The organism is Fusobacterium varium (assembly GCA_021531615.1).
Classification (GTDB): Bacteria; Fusobacteriota; Fusobacteriia; order Fusobacteriales; family Fusobacteriaceae; genus Fusobacterium_A; species Fusobacterium_A varium_C.
Map to the genome: position 1 here is coordinate 1 of JADYUE010000043.1, position 18,700 is coordinate 18,700.

The 18,700-nt window shown below is 32.5% G+C and carries 17 protein-coding genes, 1 tRNA gene and 1 other annotated feature; all 18 genes read right to left on the reverse strand.

The window, feature by feature from the left end:
* Positions 1 to 248: 248 nt before the first annotated feature.
* Positions 249 to 1,418 (reverse strand): iron-containing alcohol dehydrogenase, encoded by a 1,170-nt coding sequence (locus tag I6E31_10620; GenBank protein ID MCF2640420.1) that lies wholly within the window; start codon positions 1,416 to 1,418, stop codon positions 249 to 251.
* A 108-nt stretch (positions 1,419 to 1,526) separates the two neighbouring features.
* Positions 1,527 to 1,814, reverse strand: coding sequence for an HrgC protein (locus I6E31_10625; GenBank protein MCF2640421.1), 288 nt, complete (start codon positions 1,812 to 1,814; stop codon positions 1,527 to 1,529).
* Between the two features lie 149 nt (positions 1,815 to 1,963).
* Positions 1,964 to 3,979 (reverse strand): sodium-translocating pyrophosphatase, encoded by a 2,016-nt coding sequence (locus I6E31_10630; protein ID MCF2640422.1) that lies wholly within the window; start codon positions 3,977 to 3,979, stop codon positions 1,964 to 1,966.
* A gap of 97 nt (positions 3,980 to 4,076) precedes the next feature.
* Positions 4,077 to 5,060, reverse strand: a complete 984-nt coding sequence (locus I6E31_10635) for an FAD:protein FMN transferase (GenBank protein MCF2640423.1) — start codon at positions 5,058 to 5,060, stop codon at positions 4,077 to 4,079.
* Position 5,061: 1 nt separating this feature from the next.
* The gene (gene rpoZ, locus I6E31_10640) at positions 5,062 to 5,277 is read right to left on the reverse strand and encodes a DNA-directed RNA polymerase subunit omega (GenBank protein MCF2640424.1); all 216 of its coding nucleotides are present in this window, start codon (positions 5,275 to 5,277) and stop codon (positions 5,062 to 5,064) included.
* Between the two features lie 10 nt (positions 5,278 to 5,287).
* Complete coding sequence (gene gmk / locus I6E31_10645; GenBank protein ID MCF2640425.1) at positions 5,288 to 5,845, reverse strand: guanylate kinase; 558 nt, start codon at positions 5,843 to 5,845, stop codon at positions 5,288 to 5,290.
* Positions 5,846 to 5,847: 2 nt separating this feature from the next.
* A complete protein-coding gene (locus I6E31_10650; GenBank protein MCF2640426.1) occupies positions 5,848 to 6,087 on the reverse strand; it encodes a DUF370 domain-containing protein in 240 nt (79 codons plus the stop codon).
* Between the two features lie 12 nt (positions 6,088 to 6,099).
* The gene (locus I6E31_10655) at positions 6,100 to 6,978 is read right to left on the reverse strand and encodes a YicC family protein (protein ID MCF2640427.1); all 879 of its coding nucleotides are present in this window, start codon (positions 6,976 to 6,978) and stop codon (positions 6,100 to 6,102) included.
* A gap of 71 nt (positions 6,979 to 7,049) precedes the next feature.
* The gene (rpoC, locus tag I6E31_10660; GenBank protein MCF2640428.1) at positions 7,050 to 11,000 is read right to left on the reverse strand and encodes a DNA-directed RNA polymerase subunit beta'; all 3,951 of its coding nucleotides are present in this window, start codon (positions 10,998 to 11,000) and stop codon (positions 7,050 to 7,052) included.
* Positions 11,001 to 11,104: 104 nt separating this feature from the next.
* Entirely contained in the window at positions 11,105 to 14,605 is a 3,501-nt protein-coding gene (gene rpoB, locus I6E31_10665; GenBank protein ID MCF2640429.1) for a DNA-directed RNA polymerase subunit beta, read from the reverse strand.
* Positions 14,606 to 14,930: 325 nt separating this feature from the next.
* A complete protein-coding gene (rplL, locus tag I6E31_10670) occupies positions 14,931 to 15,296 on the reverse strand; it encodes a 50S ribosomal protein L7/L12 (protein ID MCF2640430.1) in 366 nt (121 codons plus the stop codon).
* A gap of 89 nt (positions 15,297 to 15,385) precedes the next feature.
* Positions 15,386 to 15,898 carry a 50S ribosomal protein L10 gene (locus I6E31_10675; protein ID MCF2640431.1) on the reverse strand — a complete coding sequence of 171 codons (513 nt, stop codon included), beginning with the start codon at positions 15,896 to 15,898 and terminating at the stop codon, positions 15,386 to 15,388.
* 20 nt (positions 15,899 to 15,918) lie between these two features.
* Positions 15,919 to 16,065, reverse strand: a sequence feature (ribosomal protein L10 leader region).
* A 3-nt stretch (positions 16,066 to 16,068) separates the two neighbouring features.
* Positions 16,069 to 16,776 (reverse strand): 50S ribosomal protein L1, encoded by a 708-nt coding sequence (locus tag I6E31_10680; GenBank protein MCF2640432.1) that lies wholly within the window; start codon positions 16,774 to 16,776, stop codon positions 16,069 to 16,071.
* Positions 16,777 to 16,870: 94 nt separating this feature from the next.
* Positions 16,871 to 17,296 (reverse strand): 50S ribosomal protein L11, encoded by a 426-nt coding sequence (gene rplK, locus I6E31_10685; protein ID MCF2640433.1) that lies wholly within the window; start codon positions 17,294 to 17,296, stop codon positions 16,871 to 16,873.
* Positions 17,297 to 17,364: 68 nt separating this feature from the next.
* On the reverse strand, positions 17,365 to 17,970 hold the full coding sequence (gene nusG / locus I6E31_10690; protein MCF2640434.1) for a transcription termination/antitermination factor NusG: 606 nt from the start codon (positions 17,968 to 17,970) through the stop codon (positions 17,365 to 17,367).
* A 4-nt stretch (positions 17,971 to 17,974) separates the two neighbouring features.
* Positions 17,975 to 18,157, reverse strand: a complete 183-nt coding sequence (gene secE / locus I6E31_10695; GenBank protein ID MCF2640435.1) for a preprotein translocase subunit SecE — start codon at positions 18,155 to 18,157, stop codon at positions 17,975 to 17,977.
* A gap of 36 nt (positions 18,158 to 18,193) precedes the next feature.
* A tRNA-Trp gene (locus I6E31_10700) sits at positions 18,194 to 18,269 on the reverse strand.
* A 26-nt stretch (positions 18,270 to 18,295) separates the two neighbouring features.
* Positions 18,296 to 18,448, reverse strand: a complete 153-nt coding sequence (gene rpmG / locus I6E31_10705) for a 50S ribosomal protein L33 (GenBank protein ID MCF2640436.1) — start codon at positions 18,446 to 18,448, stop codon at positions 18,296 to 18,298.
* Positions 18,449 to 18,700: the final 252 nt, after the last annotated feature.

Here is an 18,700-nt window from a genome sequence, read left to right on the forward strand (position 1 = left end):
GCGTAGTGTTTCTACGTCTACGTACAAGTTTCCCTATACGCTTACTATTCTAGTCAATTCATCTCACGACTAAAGTCACCAGTGTTCTTGACTAGTTTAATAAAAAAAATTATCCATATTTATCTCCTTTTCAATATTTTTATATAAAAAATTATACTATTATAGCCTTTATTTGTCAAATTTAGAATTATATTCAACAAAAAAAATACCAATAAAAAATTATTTTCTTACTGGTATTTTTTCTATTACTATAAAGCTAATTTATATATTTCTATTACATCTTCCTTGCTTAATTTTTTCATTGACCCTATTCTTCCTCTGAAAGTTGCATTTCCTGCCATCAACTCAAAATTAGAATCATCAATGTTTATCTCTCTCAGATTAGCTGGACAACCTAATGAAATAAAGAACTCTTGTGTTTTTTCTATTGCTTTCTCTGCTATCTCTCTATCGCTTCCACTTAAATTCCAAATATTTTTTCCATAATCTACAAATCTATGGATATTTTCATCTGATAATACATATTTCATCCAAGCTGGTGTAATTATTCCCAATCCAATTCCATGAGTTATATCATATACAGCACTTAATTGATGTTCTATTTGATGAGTTGCCCAATCTGTTGACTCTTTTCCATAATCTACAAGATCATTTAGTGCTAAAGAACTTGTCCACATAATATTTGCTCTTGCTTCATAATCTCTTGGATTTTCTATTGCTATCGGAGCATAGTGAATTATTGTTTTCATCAATCCTTCTATCACTCTATTTTGTAAAAATCCATCTTTTTCCACAGAAAAATATTGTTCAAACAAGTGGCTCATTATATCTATTGCTCCAGCACAAGTTTGGTATTTACTTACTGAATATGTGTACTCAGGATCTTCAACTGAAAAAACTGGTTTTAATCTATCATGAGTAAATCCCATTTTCATATTAGTTGCTAAATTTGAAATAACTGCACTTCCATTCATCTCACTTCCTGTTGCTGCCAATGTAAGTATAGAAGCTACTGGTGTTACATCTTTTATCAATTTATATTTTCTATCAATATAGAAATCTTGCCAGAAATCTCCATCATATTTACTTTGAAGAGCTATTGCCTTTGAACAATCTATTGTACTTCCTCCACCCATAGCTAAAATTAGATCTATTCCATGTTTTTTACATAGATCAGCTCCATGATAAACTGTTTCTGTTCTAGGGTTTGGATCTACTCCAGCTACTTCAAAATACTCTATCTCATGTGCTTTTAAAATTTCTATTACTTTATCATAAATTCCATTTGATTTTATACTACCTTTTCCATATACAAGTAAAACTTTTTTCCCATACTTTAAAATCTCTGGACCTATTTTTTCTACTTGACCTTTACCAAAAAATATCTTTGTAGGAATGTTATACACAAAATTTTTCATACTACTTCCTCCTAAATTATAAGTTATAATTTAGTATAGCATTTATATATAAAAAGGAATAGAAAATATTTCCTATTCCTCTAATTAAATTTAAAATTTTTTAATTTTCTATTCTGTTATCATTCCTTTTTCGATTAAAATCTTTTTAGAATGTTCATCTGCTGGTTCCCAACCATTTTCTAATAATTTTGATGTATATACTTTATTATAGAAAAATGCTAAAACAATATTTGAAACTCCACAAGTTACACAACCTACAACAAACATTATTATTGCCCATAACCAATCTCCTCTAAATAAAGGAACAAAAAGTCCAAAGAAAAATGTTGTCCAAGAAAAACCAACTAATCCTTTTTTTGTTAAATTACCTTTTTTTAAACTTAACTCTGTAGCCATAATTTTTCCCCCTATATCTGATTATTAATATCTTCTTACAAAGAGTATATAATATTTATAATTTATTTTCAACTAATATTATTCTTATTAATATTCGTTTTTTACCAAAAGAAAAAAGGACAATCTTTCGATTGTCCTAATTATCTTAATTACATAAATTTAACAAATAATGGTACTAGTACAAGAGCAACAATACTCATTAATTTAATAAGGATGTTTAGAGCTGGTCCAGAAGTATCTTTGAATGGATCTCCTACTGTATCTCCAACTACTGCTGCTTTATGTCTGTCAGAACCTTTACCGTCACCTTTGTATCCAGCTTCGATTTGTTTCTTAGCGTTGTCCCAAGCTCCTCCAGCGTTAGCCATCATGATAGCCATAAGTACACCAGTTACAAGAGATCCAGCTAGTAATCCTCCAAGAGCTGCTACTGACCAAAGTCCAATTCCTACTGGAACAACTATAGCAAGGATTCCAGGTAGAATCATTTCTTTTAATGAAGAGTGAGTAGAAATTTCAACACATCTCTTATAGTCAGGTTTTCCTTTTCCTTCCATGATTCCAGGAATTTCTCTAAATTGTCTTCTAACTTCTTCAACCATTTCCATAGCTGCTTTACCAACTGCAGTCATAGTAAGAGCTGAGAATAAGAATGTTAACATTCCTCCGATGAATAGTCCAACTATAACTTCTGGGTTAGTTACTTCAATAACGAAGTCGAAGTCTGTAGAAGCTTGAACTGCTTCTTTATAAGCTGCAAATAGAGATAGAGCTGTAAGAGCTGCTGATCCAATAGCGAATCCTTTTCCAACTGCTGCTGTTGAGTTTCCAACTGCGTCAAGTTTATCTGTACATTCTCTTACTTCGTGAGGTAATTCAGACATTTCTGCGATTCCTCCAGCGTTATCTGCTACTGGTCCATAAGCGTCAACTGCAACAACCATTCCTGTACTTGCTAGCATTCCAACTGCTGCTACTGAAATTCCATAGATTCCTGAGATATCTTTAGATGCCATGTAAGCAACGATAATAGCGATAGCAATTATAACGATAGGTGCAACTGTTGATTCCATTCCAACTGCTAATCCTTCGATTATAGTTGTAGCTGGTCCAGTTTTAGCAGCATCAGCAATTCTGTTAACTGCTTTTTTACCAGTATCTGTATATAGTCCTGTGAAGTATGCTATGATTAATCCTGCCACTAGTCCAGCAACGATAGCATAGAATATTCCCATTTCTAATCCTAAGTATTTAATAATTCCAAATGAAGCAACTAGAGAAAGTACTCCAGCAATTCTTGTTCCGTTTTCAAGTTTGTGGTAAACTTCATCAGGATTGTTAGTTTTAACTGTTAATGTAGCTATAACTGAAGTTACAATTCCGAAAGCAGCGATTAATAGAGGTGCAACTAGGTATCCAACATTTCCTCTTGATGCTGCTAAAGTAGCTCCAATTGTCATAGCAGCGATTATTGATCCAACATAAGATTCAAATAAGTCTGCTCCCATTCCAGCAACGTCTCCAACGTTATCTCCAACGTTGTCAGCGATTGTAGCAGGGTTTCTAGGGTCATCTTCAGGGATTCCAGCTTCTACTTTACCAACAAGGTCAGCTCCAACGTCTGCAGCTTTAGTGTAGATTCCTCCTCCAACTCTTGCAAATAGAGCGATTGATGAAGCTCCCATTCCGAATCCAGTAACGATTGACATATCAGCATTGAATATCATTATCATAACTGTTAATAAAAGCATTCCAAGTCCAACAACAGAAAGACCCATTACAGCTCCTCCAGCAAATGCAACGTCTAGAGCTTTTGAAAGTCCTCCTTCTTTAGCAGCTATTGAAGTTCTTCCGTTTGCTTTAGTAGCAATTCTCATTCCTACGTTTCCAGCGATTGCAGAAGTAATAGCTCCACATACGAATGTGATAGCAACTTTAGGGCTTAAGAAAATTCCTAATAATACAGCAACTGCGATTACAAAATATACTAGTATTTTGTATTCAGCAACTAGGAAAGCCATAGCTCCCTCTCTAATAGCATCAGTTATTTCTGCTACTCTTGGAATGTTAATTTGATAACTTTCCACTTTTTTAGAATAACCAAATGCTGCAATTAGAGCTATAATCCCAGCGGCTATCCCAACGTAAATAAACATTTGTTCCATTTAGATAATCCTCCTAATATATTAATTATTAATTTACACACACTACATTATATTTGAAAAATTAAATTATTACAAGTATTTTTATTTAAATTTTCTTTTATTTTTCAAAAAATTCAAGATTTTTTGACTTAAAAATTCTCATGTCTTTATCTACTACTAAAACTTTCATTTTTTGATCTTTTTCAGCATAAGAAATAATCTTTTCTATAGGCATAGTAAAGAATGCTGTTGAGTACATATCAGCTATAAAAGCATTGTCACAAATTACAAGAACCATTTTTTTATCAACTATAGGACACCCTGTTGTCTTATCTAAAATATGATGGTATCTTTCTCCATCTATTTCAACATAGGTTTGATAATCTCCAGATACTCCCATACTCTCATCATTAAGCTCAACTACACCTAATATCTGATCTGGAGATTGAGGATTTTGTACCCCTATTCTCCAAGGTTTCTTTTCTGGCTTTGTTCCTATTACATCAATACTTGAGATACTTGTAATAAAGGCACTTTTTATTCCAGCTTCTTTCAATTTTTCTTTAGCTTTTTGTACAGCATATCCCTTTAAAAATGATCCTGTATCTATACTTTTTACTGGAGATTCTATTATTAAATTATCTCCTTCAATCTTAACCTTTGAAAAATCTATTGTTTCTTGAGCTTTTTTTATCTCTTCAAATGTAGGGACAGATAATTTTCCTACCTCTCCAAATCCCCATACTTTTAAAAGAGGCTCTATTGTTATATCATACTTTCTATTTGAAAGTTCATACATCTTATTTACTTCATTAAATAGGTATTTTCCCTCTTCATCTAATTTTACACTTTTATCTTCTGATGAGTTTAATTTACCTATAACACTTTCTAGAACTTTACTATTAAACTTACTATCTATTCTAGCAATCTCATTAAAAGCTTTTTCTATAGATTGTCTAGCTAATTTTTCATCACTATCATAAACAGTTATTCTTATATATGTTCCAAAAAGAAATTTTTCACTTTCAATTTTTTTTACTTCTTTACCACAACTTAATAAAAATATGAGAGAGAAAAAAAGAATAAAAAGTTTTTTTAACATTTTATTCCTCAACTTTTCCTTCTGCAAACTCATATCCTATTTTTCCATCAAGTATCTCTCTAAAAGCTTTTTTAACATCAGTATCTTTTTTACTGCATTTAGTTAATAATTGATCTCCTTTTCCAATCTCTCTTGCTCTTTGTCCACTTATAATAGTTAAAATATATTTATTTGGTATTTTTTCTAAAAGTTCATCATAAATTATCTCTTTTTTCATAATATCCCTCCTATTTACTCTTCTCTTCAATAATTTTTTTCAACTCTTCACATGCTTGTTCAACAGTATAATTTATTATTGTCATATCATACTCTTTTTCGTACTCTAATTCTTTTATAGAGTTAGCAAGTCTTAATTGAATAGTCTCTTCACTATCTGTTTTTCTTCCTCTTAATCTTGCTTCTAAATCTGCATTAGTAGGAGTTTTAAAGAATATAAGATTTGCATCTGGGTATTGATCTCTAACTTGTAGTCCACCTTGTACATCTATCTCTAGTATTACATTTTCTCCCTTAGCTAATCTATTTTCAACCTCTGATTTTAAAGTTCCGTAGTAATTTCCATGTACTGTAGCATATTCTAAAAAATCTCCATTTTTTTCTTTTCTTAAAAATTCCTCTTTAGTTAAAAAATAGTAATCTCTTCCATCTACTTCTCCTGTTCTAGGCTCTCTAGTAGTAGCAGAAGTTGCTAAATTAATTCCAAGCATTTTGCGAACCAATCTGCATATAGTTGATTTCCCAGCTCCACTTGGTCCAGATACTACATATAGATTTCCTTTTGACATCGTTACTCTCCTTTTCCTATTCTCAATGATATGGTTTCTGGATTTATAGCTGACATTATCACATGATTTGAGTCAGTTATTATTAAGGTTTTTGTTTTCTTTCCAAGAGTGGCATCTATCAAACGATTTTCAAGTTTTGCTTCCTCTCTCAATCTTCTACTTGGTGCTGAATCAGGATTTATAATAGCTACTATTCTCTCATCCATTACCATATTGTTAAACCCTATATTCACTGGCTTCATGTAATTGCCCTCCTATTCAATATTCATAGCTTGTTCTCTTATCTTTTCCAATTCATTTTTACTCTCTACAACTAATTTAGAAATATCATATAAGTTGCATTTTACCCCTGTTGTATTTAGCTCTCTAAAAATCTCTTGAAGAATAAAATCAATCTTTTTCCCAATAGCAATTTCAGAACTATTCATTTCTAATTTTAATTGTGTTAAATGACTATCCAATCTTGAAATTTCTTCTGAGATATCTGATTTATCTGTAAATAATAGAATCTCTTTTAAAATATCTTCCTCTTTAAATTCTACTTCTTCTTTTATCTTTTCAAGTCTCTCTAATAATTTTGCTTTGTAATTACTTACTACTATATCTTTAAACTTTTTAATTTCCTCTATCTTACTTTCAAGAACCTCTATTCTCTCCATAAAATAAAGTCTTAGTCTATTTCCCTCATCCTCTTTAGTCTTTATAAATCCAACTAAAAGTTCTTGTATCTTCTCTAAAATAAATTTTGAATACTCATTTTCATCTATTTCAAAATCATTTTTCTTTATTACATTTAAATTTCTAACTAAAATGTCCATTTTATTTGTAAATTTTTCATCAAAGTCATTTTCCATCTCTTTTAGAATCTTCATATAAGCTGAACTTAGACTTCTATCATAATCGAAGATCTCTCCAAGTTCTCTCTTATCTTCAAATTCTATTTTTAGATCTAATGATCCTCTACTTATTTTTGAGGCTACTTCTGTTCTTATAGCATTTTCCAAAAAATTTAAATTGTATGGAAGTTTTATTTTTAAATTTAAATTTTTATTATTAACACTTTTTAGCTCTAAATTAATAGCAAACTTTTCATCTTCAAAATTAAGTTTAGAATAACCTGTCATACTTCTCATATTTTTTCCTCCAAGAACAATAAAATAATACAGGAATAGGCGACTATATTATGTCGCCTATTCTTATTTTATTATTCTTCTTCTGATAATTTTTTAACTCTTATCTTCTTATATGCACTGAATCCAGTTCCAGCAGGTATCTTCTTACCGATGATTACGTTTTCTTTCAATCCTTCTAAGAAGTCAATTTTTCCTTCAATAGCAGCATTTGAAAGTACTTTTGTAGTTTCTTGGAATGATGCAGCAGAGATAAAGCTTCCTGTATTTACAGCAGCTTTAGTAATACCTTGAATAATTGGCTCATATTGAATTAATGGTTTTCCTAATTCTTTTAATCTTGCATTTTCTAGGTCTACTACTCTCTTTTCAACTACTTCATCTTCTAAGAATAGAGATGCTCCTGAATCGATTATTCTTACTTTCTTAAACATTTGTTTAACGATGATCTCAATGTGCTTGTCGTTAACTCCAACTCCTTGGTCTCTATACACTTGTTGTACTGACTCAAGGATAAATTGTTCTGCAGCTACAAGTCCTTTGATATTTAAGATGTCAAATGGAGAGATTGCTCCTTCTGTAATCTTATCTCCAGCTTTAACAAGCATACCATCTGTTACAACTAAACGTTCTCCAACTGGTACTAAGTATTCTTTAAAGTCTTTTGAGTCACTTGTAGATTTAACTAAAATAACTCTCATACCTTTTTTCTTCTTACCAGTAACTTCTACTTTTCCTTCTATTTCAGTAAGCATTGCTTTACCTTTAGGATTTCTTGCTTCAAATAGCTCTTGAACTCTTGGAAGACCTCCAGTGATATCTTTTGTTCCGGCTCCTTCTTTGATGATCTTAGCTATTGTTTGACCTTTTTTAACTTCTTCTCCCTCTCTTACCATTAAGTAAGCTCCAAATGGGATAACATAGCTTCCTTTTGCATTTCCTTCATTGTCAAATACAACTACTCTTGGGTTGATATCTCCTGATTCTACTGGTTTAATTGCCATGTATTCAGTAACGTCATACTTTTCATCATAGTTTTCTTTAACATAAAGTTCTCTATATTCAATTCTACCATCTTGGTCAGCAATAATAGGGATGTGGAATGGATCAAATGTTACTAGAGTATCTCCAATTTCAACATTATCTCCCTCTTTAACTTTTAATATAGATCCTGATGGAATTTCATAGTCATAATTTCCAATGATTAATTTAGCTGATTGGCTAACTACGATTTGTTCTCCAGTTTTTTCATTTTCTAGAGTTTTAACATCTCTATAAACTACTTTACCAGAGTTTTCAGCTCTAACTCCACTTACAACTGTTGCTGCTGTTGCAACTCCTCCTGTATGGAACGTTCTCATTGTAAGCTGTGTACCTGGTTCTCCGATTGATTGAGCAGCGATAACTCCAACTGCTTCTCCAAGAAGTATTTCTCTATGGTTAGAAAGGTCCATACCATAACATTTTTGACATACTCCTTTTTCTAGAGAACAAGTTAATGGAGATCTGATTTTAACTTTTCTTATTCCAAGTTCATTGATTTTATCAATTAATTCTTTACCAATCATAGTATTTCTAGTAGCGATTACTTCTCCTTCAAATACTAGATCTTCAGCAAGAACTCTTCCTCTAATTCTTTCATCTAATTTCTCAATTACTTTACCATCTGAAACTAGTTCTCCAACTTCAATTCCTTGAGTTGTTCCACAATCTTCAGCTTTAACAATAACTTCATGAGAAATATCAACAAGTCTTCTTGTTAAGTATCCTGAATCGGCAGTTCTTAGGGCAGTATCTGCTAGTCCTTTTCTAGCTCCATGTGATGACATGAAGAATTCTAATACTGTTAGTCCTTCACGGAAGTTAGCTTTAATAGGTACCTCAATGATTCTTCCTTGTGTATCCGCCATGTTTCCTCTCATGGCAGCAAGTTGTCTCATCTGAGATATGTTACCTCTGGCTCCTGAGTTCGCCATCATGTAAACTGGGTTGAATTGGTCTAGTCCATCCATCATTGCTTTTGTAACAGCTTCAGTAGCTTCTGACCAAACTGCGATTGTTTTTCTGTATCTTTCTTCGTTAATGATTTTTCCTTCTTTATAATCATTATCTATTTCAGCAACTCTTCTATCAGCATCAGCAAGTATTTCTTTCTTAGCTGCAGGAATTTCAAGGTCTTCTATACCTACTGATACCCCTGCCATTGCTCCATAGTGATATCCGAAATCTTTAATCTTATTGATTAATTCAGCTGTTTCAGTAAATCCATGCTCATCATATAATTTAGCGATAAGTTTCTTTAATTGTGATTTACCAAATGTTACATGGTATTGTTTGTCAACTTCAGGTAGGATTTCATTGAACATTAATCTTCCTGGAGTAGTTTCTACCATTTCTCCATTTATTCTTACTTTAATCATTGCATGAGTATCTAGTACTCCATTTTGATATGCAGTAAGTGCTTGTTCTATATTTGAGAATGCTTTTCCTTCTCCTTTAGATCCTGGTCTGTCTTTAGTCATATAGAAACATCCCATAACCATGTCTTGAGATGGAACTGCAATTGGTTCTCCATTTGATGGAGATATGATATTATTTGGTGCTAACATTAATAATTTAGCTTCCATTATAGCTTCTGGAGATAGCATTAAGTGTACTGCCATTTGGTCTCCGTCGAAGTCAGCATTGAATGCAGAACATACTAATGGGTGAAGTCTAATTGCTTTTCCTTCAATTAGTACTGGTTCAAATGCTTGAATAGATAGTCTGTGAAGAGTCGGAGCTCTGTTTAATAGAACTGGGTGATCTTGAATAACATCTTCAATTACATCCCATACTTTATCATCTGCATCTTCAACTAATTTTTTAGCTGTTTTGATGTTTGATGCAAGTTCTCTTTTTACAAGTTCTCTCATAATAAATGGTTTGTATAATTCAAGAGCCATTTTCTTAGGGATTCCACATTGGTTCATTTTTAGAGATGGTCCTACAACGATAACCGATCTCGCTGAGTAGTCAACCCTTTTTCCAAGTAGGTTTTGTCTAAATCTTCCTTGTTTTCCTTTTAACATATCAGATAGAGATTTTAACTCTCTGTTGTTTTGAGCAACAACTGGTTTTCCTCTTCTTCCATTGTCAATTAAAGCATCTACTGCTTCTTGAAGCATTCTTTTTTCATTTTTTACAACGATTTCTGGTGCTTTTATTTCTAAAAGTTTTTTAAGTCTGTTATTTCTGTTGATAACTCTTCTATATAGATCGTTTAAGTCAGAAGTAGCAAATCTTCCTCCATCAAGTTGTACCATAGGTCTTAAATCTGCTGGAATTACTGGAACATTTTTTAGTATCATCCATTCAGGTTTGTTGTTAGATGCTAAGAAGTCTCTAACTATTTTAAGTCTTTTTACAACTTTCTTTCTCTTTTGAGATGAAGTTACATCTTCAAGATCTTTTTCAAGTTCATCTCTAAGAGTTTCAAGATCTGTTTTTTCTAATAATTTAAGGATAGCTTCAGCTCCCATTAAAGCTTCAAACTTATTTCCATATAGTTGTTTATATAATTTATATTCTTTTTCTGTAAGAATTTTTCCTTCTTTTAAGTTACTTTCTCCAGATTCTGTTACTATATATCTAGCAAAATATAATACAGATTCTAATTCTTTTGGAGATAGTCCAATTATTAATGACATTTTATTTGGAGTTCCTTTAGAATACCAAATATGAGAAACTGGTGCAGCAAGTGAGATATGCCCCATTCTTTCTCTTCTTACTTTAGATCTTGTTACTTCTACCTCACACTTTTCACAGATAAGACCTTTATATCTCATTCTTTTGTACTTTCCACAAGCACATTCCCAGTCTTTAGTTGGTCCGAATATTTTTTCGCAGAATAGACCATCTCTTTCTGGATTTAAAGTTCTATAGTTTATAGTTTCAGGTTTTGTAACTTCCCCATATGACCATTCTTCTATCTTTTCAGGGGATGCTAATCTAATTCTTATTTTTTCAAAACTTCTTATTCCCATTAAATGCAAAGCCTCCTTAATTGAGATAAAGCTATTAGATTTATTATTAGGAATAATTTGAGTCTAAACCCAAATTATTCCTTAAGCAGTTATTTCTTATTTAATTAATCTTTTAAATCAGCTAAAGGTGAGTATTCAGTTGTCATATCATCTTTATTTAATTCTTCATCAACATTTATTATATTATCTTCAGAGTCAAATAGTTCTACATCTAGTGCTAATGCTTGGAACTCTTTTAATAATACTTTAAATGATTCTGGTAAATCTGGATCTGGCATCTCTTCACCTTTTATGATAGCCTCATAAGTTTTTGTTCTTCCTGTAACATCGTCTGATTTTACTGTCATCATCTCTTGTAGAATGTTTGATGCTCCATATGCTTCTAGTGCCCAAACTTCCATCTCTCCAAGTCTTTGTCCTCCAAATTGAGCTTTTCCTCCTAGAGGTTGTTGAGTAACTAGAGAGTAAGGTCCAATTGCTCTAGCATGCATTTTATCTTCTACAAGGTGGTGTAGTTTTAACATGTACATTCTTCCAACAGTAACAGGGTTATCAAATTTATCTCCTGTTCTTCCATCATAAAGATCTACTTTTCCGCTTCTAGGGAATCCTAGTTTTTCTAAGTAATCTTTAACTTGTTCTTCTGATGCTCCATCGAATACTGGTGTTGCAATATGTGTTCCACCATTATAATTTCCCATAGCCATACCTAAGTGAACTTCTAGTACTTGTCCTATGTTCATACGTGATGGCACCCCTAGTGGGTTAAGAACAACGTCTAAGTGTGTTCCATCTGCTAAGAATGGCATATCTTCTGCTGGAAGTACTCTTGAAACAACCCCTTTGTTTCCATGACGTCCAGACATCTTATCTCCTACAGTTATTTTTCTCTTTTCAGCTACTAGAACTCTTATAGCTTTGTTTACTCCAGCTTTTAATTCGTCTCCATTTTCTCTAGAAAGCTCTAGTATTTCTACTACAGTTCCTTTAGATCCATGAGGCATTCTTAATGATGTATCTCTTACATCTCTTGCTTTTTCTCCAAAGATAGCTCTTAATAGTTTTTCTTCTGCAGGTGGTTCTGTTTCTCCTTTAGGAGCAGTTTTTCCTACAAGTATATCTCCAGGACCAACTTCTGATCCTACTGTTATTATTCCGTTTGAATCAAGTTTTCTTAAAGCTTCTTCTGAAATGTTAGGGATCTCTCTAGTGATCTCTTCATCTCCAAGTTTAGTATTTCTTGCTTCAATTTCATATTCCTCAACGTGGATAGATGTAAATACATCATCTTTTCTTAATCTATCTGAAATTAGGATGGCGTCTTCGTAGTTATATCCTTCCCAAGGCATGAATGCCATTAGAATATTTCTTCCTAATGCTAAGTCTCCACCTTTTGTAGCTGGTCCATCAGCAATAACTGTTCCAACTTTAACTTCTTCTCCAAGTGAAACTAATGGAGTTTGGTGTAAACACATTGATTGGTTAGATCTTTCGAAGTTTAACATTCTATATTTATGTTCTTTTCCTTCTGGATCTTCAATTATTATTTTCTTAGCATCTACATATACTACTTTTCCATCTGTTTTAGATGTTACTACTGCTCCAGAGTCAACAGCAACTTTTCTTTCTAGTCCTGTTCCAATGTAAGGAGCTTCTGTTCTTAATAATGGTACTGCTTGTCTTTGCATGTTTGATCCCATCAGTGCTCTGTTGGCGTCGTCATGCTCAAGGAATGGAATAAGTCCTGCTGATACAGAAACAACTTGTTTAGGAGAAATATCTAGATAATCAACTTTTTCTCCACTGATATTTACAATTTCATGTCCATATCTACAAACAACATCTCCAAGAAGTTCATTGTTTTCTCCAATTTTTGTATCGGCTTGGGCAATGAATAATCCTTCTTCTTCATCAGCTGCTAAATAATCAACTTGATCAAAATCAGCTTTTCCATCTTTTACTTTTACATATGGAGTTTCAATAAATCCATATTTATTAATTTTAGCATAAATAGCTAGTGATCCAATAAGTCCAATGTTTGGTCCTTCTGGAGTTTCTATAGGACAAATTCTTCCATAGTGAGAATCGTGTACGTCTCTAACCTCGAACCCTGCTCTTTCTCTTGAAAGTCCTCCAGGTCCTAGTGCTGATATTCTTCTTTTGTGAGTAAGCTCAGCTAGTGGGTTTGATTGGTCCATGAATTGTGATAATTGTCCAGAACCAAAGAAATCTAATATTAGAGCATTTAATGGTCTAGTATTTAAAAGTGATTGTGGAGTCAATGTTTCTGAATCTTGCACAGTCATTTTTTCCTTTACCATTTTACCCATTTTAGATAATCCAGCTTTTATTTGCATTAAAAGAAGTTCTCCAACTCCTCTTACACGTCTATTTGAAAGGTTATCTATATCGTCAGTATGTCCATTTCCATTATTTAGGTTAATTACATACTTCATAGTTGCAATGATATCTTCTTTTGTAAGTAAGATTTCATCTTCTGGAACATTAAGTTTTAATCTCTTATTCATTTTATATCTTCCAACTGGCTCAAGATCATATCTTTGAGGGTTGAAGAACATTTGTCTAACAAGTGATTTTGCTGATTCAACAGTTACTAAATCTCCAGGTCTTAATTTTTTAAATACTTCAGTTACAGCTTCTTCTTTTGTAAGTGTACTGTCGTTCATAACAGTATTAGCTAATAGTTTATCTTCTGGTTTTACTTCCCAATAAACAACTTTTTCTACTTTATTATCAATTAAAGATTCTATTAATGCTTCATCAATAAGAGCATCTGCTTCTGCTATAATTTCTCCTGTTTCCTCATCATAGATATCTTCTTTAATAAAGCTTCCTTCAAATCTTGTTCTAATTACACTTAAAAGTTCTTCTCTATTTTTGTATTTTTGGAATATTGAGGCTAAATCTAATTCCTTAGTTTCTAAGAAATAGTCTTTTATCTCTGTATTATTATCAAAAAAATCAATAGCCTTTAGGAATACAGTAGCTAATACTTTTTTCTTTCTGTCTATCTTAACACTTAGGAAATCATTTTTATCAGTTTCAAACTCTAACCAAGTTCCTTTATATGGAATAATTTTTCCTGAGAATAAGTCTTTACCAGTTTGAATATTTATCTCTTTATTAAATGATACTCCAGGAGATCTATGTAATTGTGATACAACAACTCTTTCAGCTCCATTGATTATAAATGTTCCTCTTTCAGTCATTAAAGGAACTTCTCCAAAGTAAACTAGAGATTCTTGTATCTCATTTCCACTCTTTTTATTTGTAAGTCTTAATCTTACTTTTAAAGAACCAGAGTAAGTCTTTCCTCTTTTCTTACATTCAAGTTCATCATTTAATGGTGGTTCTGCTTCATGTAATTCATAAGAAACATACTCCAACTTGATATCTCCATTAGAAGATTCAACAGGGAAAATTTCTCTAAAAGCTGATTCTAACCCCTTATCTTTTCTATTATTTGGAGCCTCTTTAGCTTGTAGAAAATCTTCATAGGAATCCAATTGGAACTCAAGAAAATGAGGCATTGTTCCTCTCTCTTTTATCCTTCCAAAATTCAATCTTTCAACGAGTTTCCCCATTAATTCACACCCCTTACTAATCTTAAAGTTTAATACCTAATCGCTTGAAAATAAAAGGCTAAAATCTATTTTCAAATGATTAATTATCACTGTTCCAAAACAAAAATTTACATTAAAATGTAATACAAAATATCCTTTTAAGCTATCCTCAATAATTAGTAAAAAGGCACTCTGAATAAGAGTGCCTATTTTTTTTAATTAAATAAGATCTATTGTTCTAAAGTGAACTACTCCCACTTTAAGAAGCGAGAGTTTCTTGGGAATTAACTAATAAACTAGTTATATTTACCAAGCTCCACGGCTAGTTCCCAGCCTGAATTCGCAACTATTTAACTTCTACAGTTGCTCCTGCTGCAGTTAGTTTTTCTTTTATAGCTTCAGCTTCGTCTTTAGCAACAGCTTCTTTAATTTTTCCACCGTTATCTACTAATTCTTTAGCTTCTTTTAATCCTAATCCAGTAATTCCTCTTACTTCTTTGATAACTGCTATTTTGTTAGCTCCTGCTGCAGTTAGGATTACATCAAATTCAGTTTTTTCTTCAGCAGCTTCTGCTACTGCTGGTCCTGCTACTGCTACTGGAGCAGCTGCTGTTACACCAAAGTGATCTTCTAATGCAGTTACTAGTTCTTTTAATTCTAAAACAGTCATAGCTTCTAATTCAGCTATAAATTTTTCTCTATCGAATGCCATTTATTATTTCCTCCTTAATATTTATACACGAAAATGTGCCTTTATCTTAAAATTTTATTGTTTTTTATCAGTTTAACCAAATCAACTTATTATTCAGCTGCTGCTTCTTTTTTATCTGCAATAGCCACAGTTGCATAAGCAAGTTTTCTGATTGGTCCAAGCATTGAGTTAAGTAACATAGAAAGTAATTGTTCTCTTGATGGTAATTTAGCTAGTGCTTCAACATCAGAAGTTTCAACTCTTTTTCCTGTTAGAACTCCACCTTTTATTTTAAATATATCTTGTTTTGCTTTAGCCTTATCTTTTGCTAAATCAAAAACGATTTTTGCTGGAGATACTGGATCAGCATATCCAAAAGCGAAAGCTGTAGTTCCTTCTAATAATTCGTCAAAAGAATCTTCAACTCCTGCTTCTTTTAAAGCTATTTTGAATAATCTGTTTTTTGCTACTAGGTATTCAGCACCAGCTTCTCTCATTTTTCTTCTTAATGCAGTTTCTTCATTAACGCTGATTCCTTGGTAATCAACTAAGATAACTGATTGAGCTTTTTTAATTTTTTCTACTAGTTCAGCTACGTGATCTATTTTTGCTTGAGTTGCCATTTAATTATTTCACCTCCTCTTTTTTCTAAAAATTACCTCCGTACCAAAGAATGGAACGGAGGTTGAAATCACACTATGAGGCTAGCGAACCTTCTTCCAACCTCGGTAGGGTAATAAATTACGGTTTTTAAACCACCTACGGTCTTTGGTTTGGATCTATATTAAATTATTTATCCAACATATTTAGCAACTAATGCTGGGTCCATTTTTATTCCAGGTCCCATTGTTAGTGATACAGCAACTGTTCTTAGGTATTGTCCTTTTGAAGATGCTGGTTTTAATCTTGTGATTTGTTCTAAGAAAGCTTTGAAGTTTTCTTCAATTTTCTCAGGAGCAAAATCAGCTTTACCAATTGGTACGTGAATTGATCCTAATTTGTCAACTCTAAATGCAAGTTTTCCTTTTTTGAATTCAGATACAGCACCTGCGATATCAGGAGTAACTGTTCCTGATTTAGGGTTAGGCATTAATCCTTTAGTTCCTAGGATTTTTCCTAATCTTCCTAGTTTAGGCATCATGTCAGGTGTAGCGATAACTAGATCGAAATCTAACCATCCTTGTTGGATTTGAGCGATGTATTCGTCAGCTCCAGCATAGTCTGCACCAGCAGCTAAAGCCTTTTCTATGTTAGCACCAGATGTGATTGCTAATACTTTTACAGTTTTACCAGTTCCGTGTGGAAGAACAACAGTTCCTCTAACTTGTTGGTCAGCATGTCTTGGGTCTACTCCAAGTCTTAATGCAACTTCTACAGTTTCATTAAATTTAGCTGTTTTTGTTTTTAAAACTAATTCTAAAGCTTCTTTTACTTCATAAAGCTTTCCAGTTTCTATTAACTTAGCTATTTCTAAGTATTTTTTTCCTCTATGTTTTGCCATTTCTTTAATTTCCTCCCTTTGTGGTGATGCGGATATCTCCTACCACTTAATATAACCGTGAGCCTCGAAAATTTACTCACTTTAACAACAGTAATTAGTCAACTATTTTGATTCCCATTGATCTTGCTGATCCTGCTAAAATTCTCATAGCAGCTTCAACTGATCCTGCATTTAAGTCAGGCATTTTTGTTTCTGCAAGTTCTTTTAATTTTGCTGTTGTGATTTGTCCTGCAACTTCTTTTTTAGAGTTTTTAGCTGCTGATTGGATTCCTGCAGCTTTCTTTAATAGATCTGATGCAGGTGGAGTTTTTAGTATGAATGTGAAAGATCTGTCGTTGTATACAGAAATTTCAACTGGAATTACCCATCCTGATTTATCTTGAGTTTTTGCATTGAACGCTTTACAGAATTCCATAATGTTAACTCCGTGTTGTCCTAATGCTGGTCCAACTGGTGGAGCTGGGTTAGCTTTACCTGCTGGTAATTGTAGTTTTATTATTTTAATTACTTCTTTTGCCATTTTAAAAAATTACACCTCCATGAATTGTGTGGTAATGACGGTGTCATCTCCCACTTAAAAGGTAAATATTATAACTCTACCTTCTCAACACTGTTAAAATCTACTTCGACTGGAGTCATTCTTCCAAACATTTCGATCATAACTTTCACTTTCTTTTGTTCCATATCTATCTCTGCAACTTTTCCTTCGTGACCTGCAAAACCTCCAGCAAGAACTTTTACATATTCACCAATTGCAAAGTTTATTTTTATAACTTCTCTATTTTCTTTTTCTTCTTCTGGAATATCCATCCCAATTACTTTGAAAATATTTACTACTTCATCATCTTCCATTGGAATAGGATCAGATCCCACACCAACAAATCCTGTTACTCCGTTAGTATTTCTTACAACATACCAAGCATCAGAATCAACTCTAAAGTTTATTCCTTCTTCACTTTCCTCTCTTGTAGCTACCATTTCTAGCATTACATATCCAGGAAATATCTTTCTAGCAACAGTTTTCTTTTTTCCTCTAACCTCTTCAATAGTTTCTTCTTCAGGAACTAGTATTTTAGTTACTATGTCTCCCATACCAAGTGTTTCTATTTTTTGTTCAAGGTCAGTTTTAACTTTTTTCTCATACCCTGAATAAGTATGAATCATAAACCATTTTTTTACTAATGTTTTTTCCATCTATCTATCCTCCAAAGAGAGATACCAACATTTTCAATCCTTTAGAAGCAATCAAATCAAAAACTCCCAAATATATGCTCATTATCAAGCTCATAGCAATTACCCAAAGAGTTGAATTAACTATCTCCTCTTTCTTAGGCCATTGAACCTTGGAATATTCCATTTTTATTCCTTGAAACAGATTCATGAAATCACCTTTATGTTTTGACTTTAATAAAAAAAATGGCAGGTCAAGAGGGACTCGAACCCCCAACCCTCGGTTTTGGAGACCGATGCTCTACCAATTGAGCCATTGACCTGCATGTTGTAAACTTACAAACAAAGATTATTTTTTAGTTTCTTTGTGTAAAGTAACTTTTTTGTCCCACTTACAGTATTTATTAATTTCTAATCTTTCAGTAGTGTTCTTTTTATTTTTTGAAGTACTATAATTTCTTCTTTTACATTCTGTACATTCTAATTGAATATTTACTCTCAATTTTACACCTCCACTCATTAACGGTATCTTTGTGATCCTCCCATATTGACCACCAATATGGTATAAGAGTTTGTTCTATCTTGCTTTCTAAGACATTAAATATGATATCATATGTTACATACTTTGTCAATGTTTTTTTTATAAAATATTAAATAAATATTTAAATATTTTTTTGTAATAAAAAAGCTTGGCGAGTTCCTATCCTCCCAGGAGGCTTCCCTCCAAGTACTTTCAGCGTTTACAGGCTTAACT

Coding starts and splice junctions, on each gene's coding strand:
- I6E31_10620 (MCF2640420.1), bottom strand. CDS start 1,418: ATGAAAAATTTTGTGTATAACATTCCTACAAAGATATTTTTTGGTAAA.
- I6E31_10625 (MCF2640421.1), bottom strand. CDS start 1,814: ATGGCTACAGAGTTAAGTTTAAAAAAAGGTAATTTAACAAAAAAAGGA.
- I6E31_10630 (MCF2640422.1), bottom strand. CDS start 3,979: ATGGAACAAATGTTTATTTACGTTGGGATAGCCGCTGGGATTATAGCT.
- I6E31_10635 (MCF2640423.1), bottom strand. CDS start 5,060: ATGTTAAAAAAACTTTTTATTCTTTTTTTCTCTCTCATATTTTTATTA.
- rpoZ (MCF2640424.1), bottom strand. CDS start 5,277: ATGAAAAAAGAGATAATTTATGATGAACTTTTAGAAAAAATACCAAAT.
- gmk (MCF2640425.1), bottom strand. CDS start 5,845: ATGTCAAAAGGAAATCTATATGTAGTATCTGGACCAAGTGGAGCTGGG.
- I6E31_10650 (MCF2640426.1), bottom strand. CDS start 6,087: ATGAAGCCAGTGAATATAGGGTTTAACAATATGGTAATGGATGAGAGA.
- I6E31_10655 (MCF2640427.1), bottom strand. CDS start 6,978: ATGAGAAGTATGACAGGTTATTCTAAACTTAATTTTGAAGATGAAAAG.
- rpoC (MCF2640428.1), bottom strand. CDS start 11,000: ATGGGAATAAGAAGTTTTGAAAAAATAAGAATTAGATTAGCATCCCCT.
- rpoB (MCF2640429.1), bottom strand. CDS start 14,605: ATGGGGAAACTCGTTGAAAGATTGAATTTTGGAAGGATAAAAGAGAGA.
- rplL (MCF2640430.1), bottom strand. CDS start 15,296: ATGGCATTCGATAGAGAAAAATTTATAGCTGAATTAGAAGCTATGACT.
- I6E31_10675 (MCF2640431.1), bottom strand. CDS start 15,898: ATGGCAACTCAAGCAAAAATAGATCACGTAGCTGAACTAGTAGAAAAA.
- I6E31_10680 (MCF2640432.1), bottom strand. CDS start 16,776: ATGGCAAAACATAGAGGAAAAAAATACTTAGAAATAGCTAAGTTAATA.
- rplK (MCF2640433.1), bottom strand. CDS start 17,296: ATGGCAAAAGAAGTAATTAAAATAATAAAACTACAATTACCAGCAGGT.
- nusG (MCF2640434.1), bottom strand. CDS start 17,970: ATGGAAAAAACATTAGTAAAAAAATGGTTTATGATTCATACTTATTCA.
- secE (MCF2640435.1), bottom strand. CDS start 18,157: ATGAATCTGTTTCAAGGAATAAAAATGGAATATTCCAAGGTTCAATGG.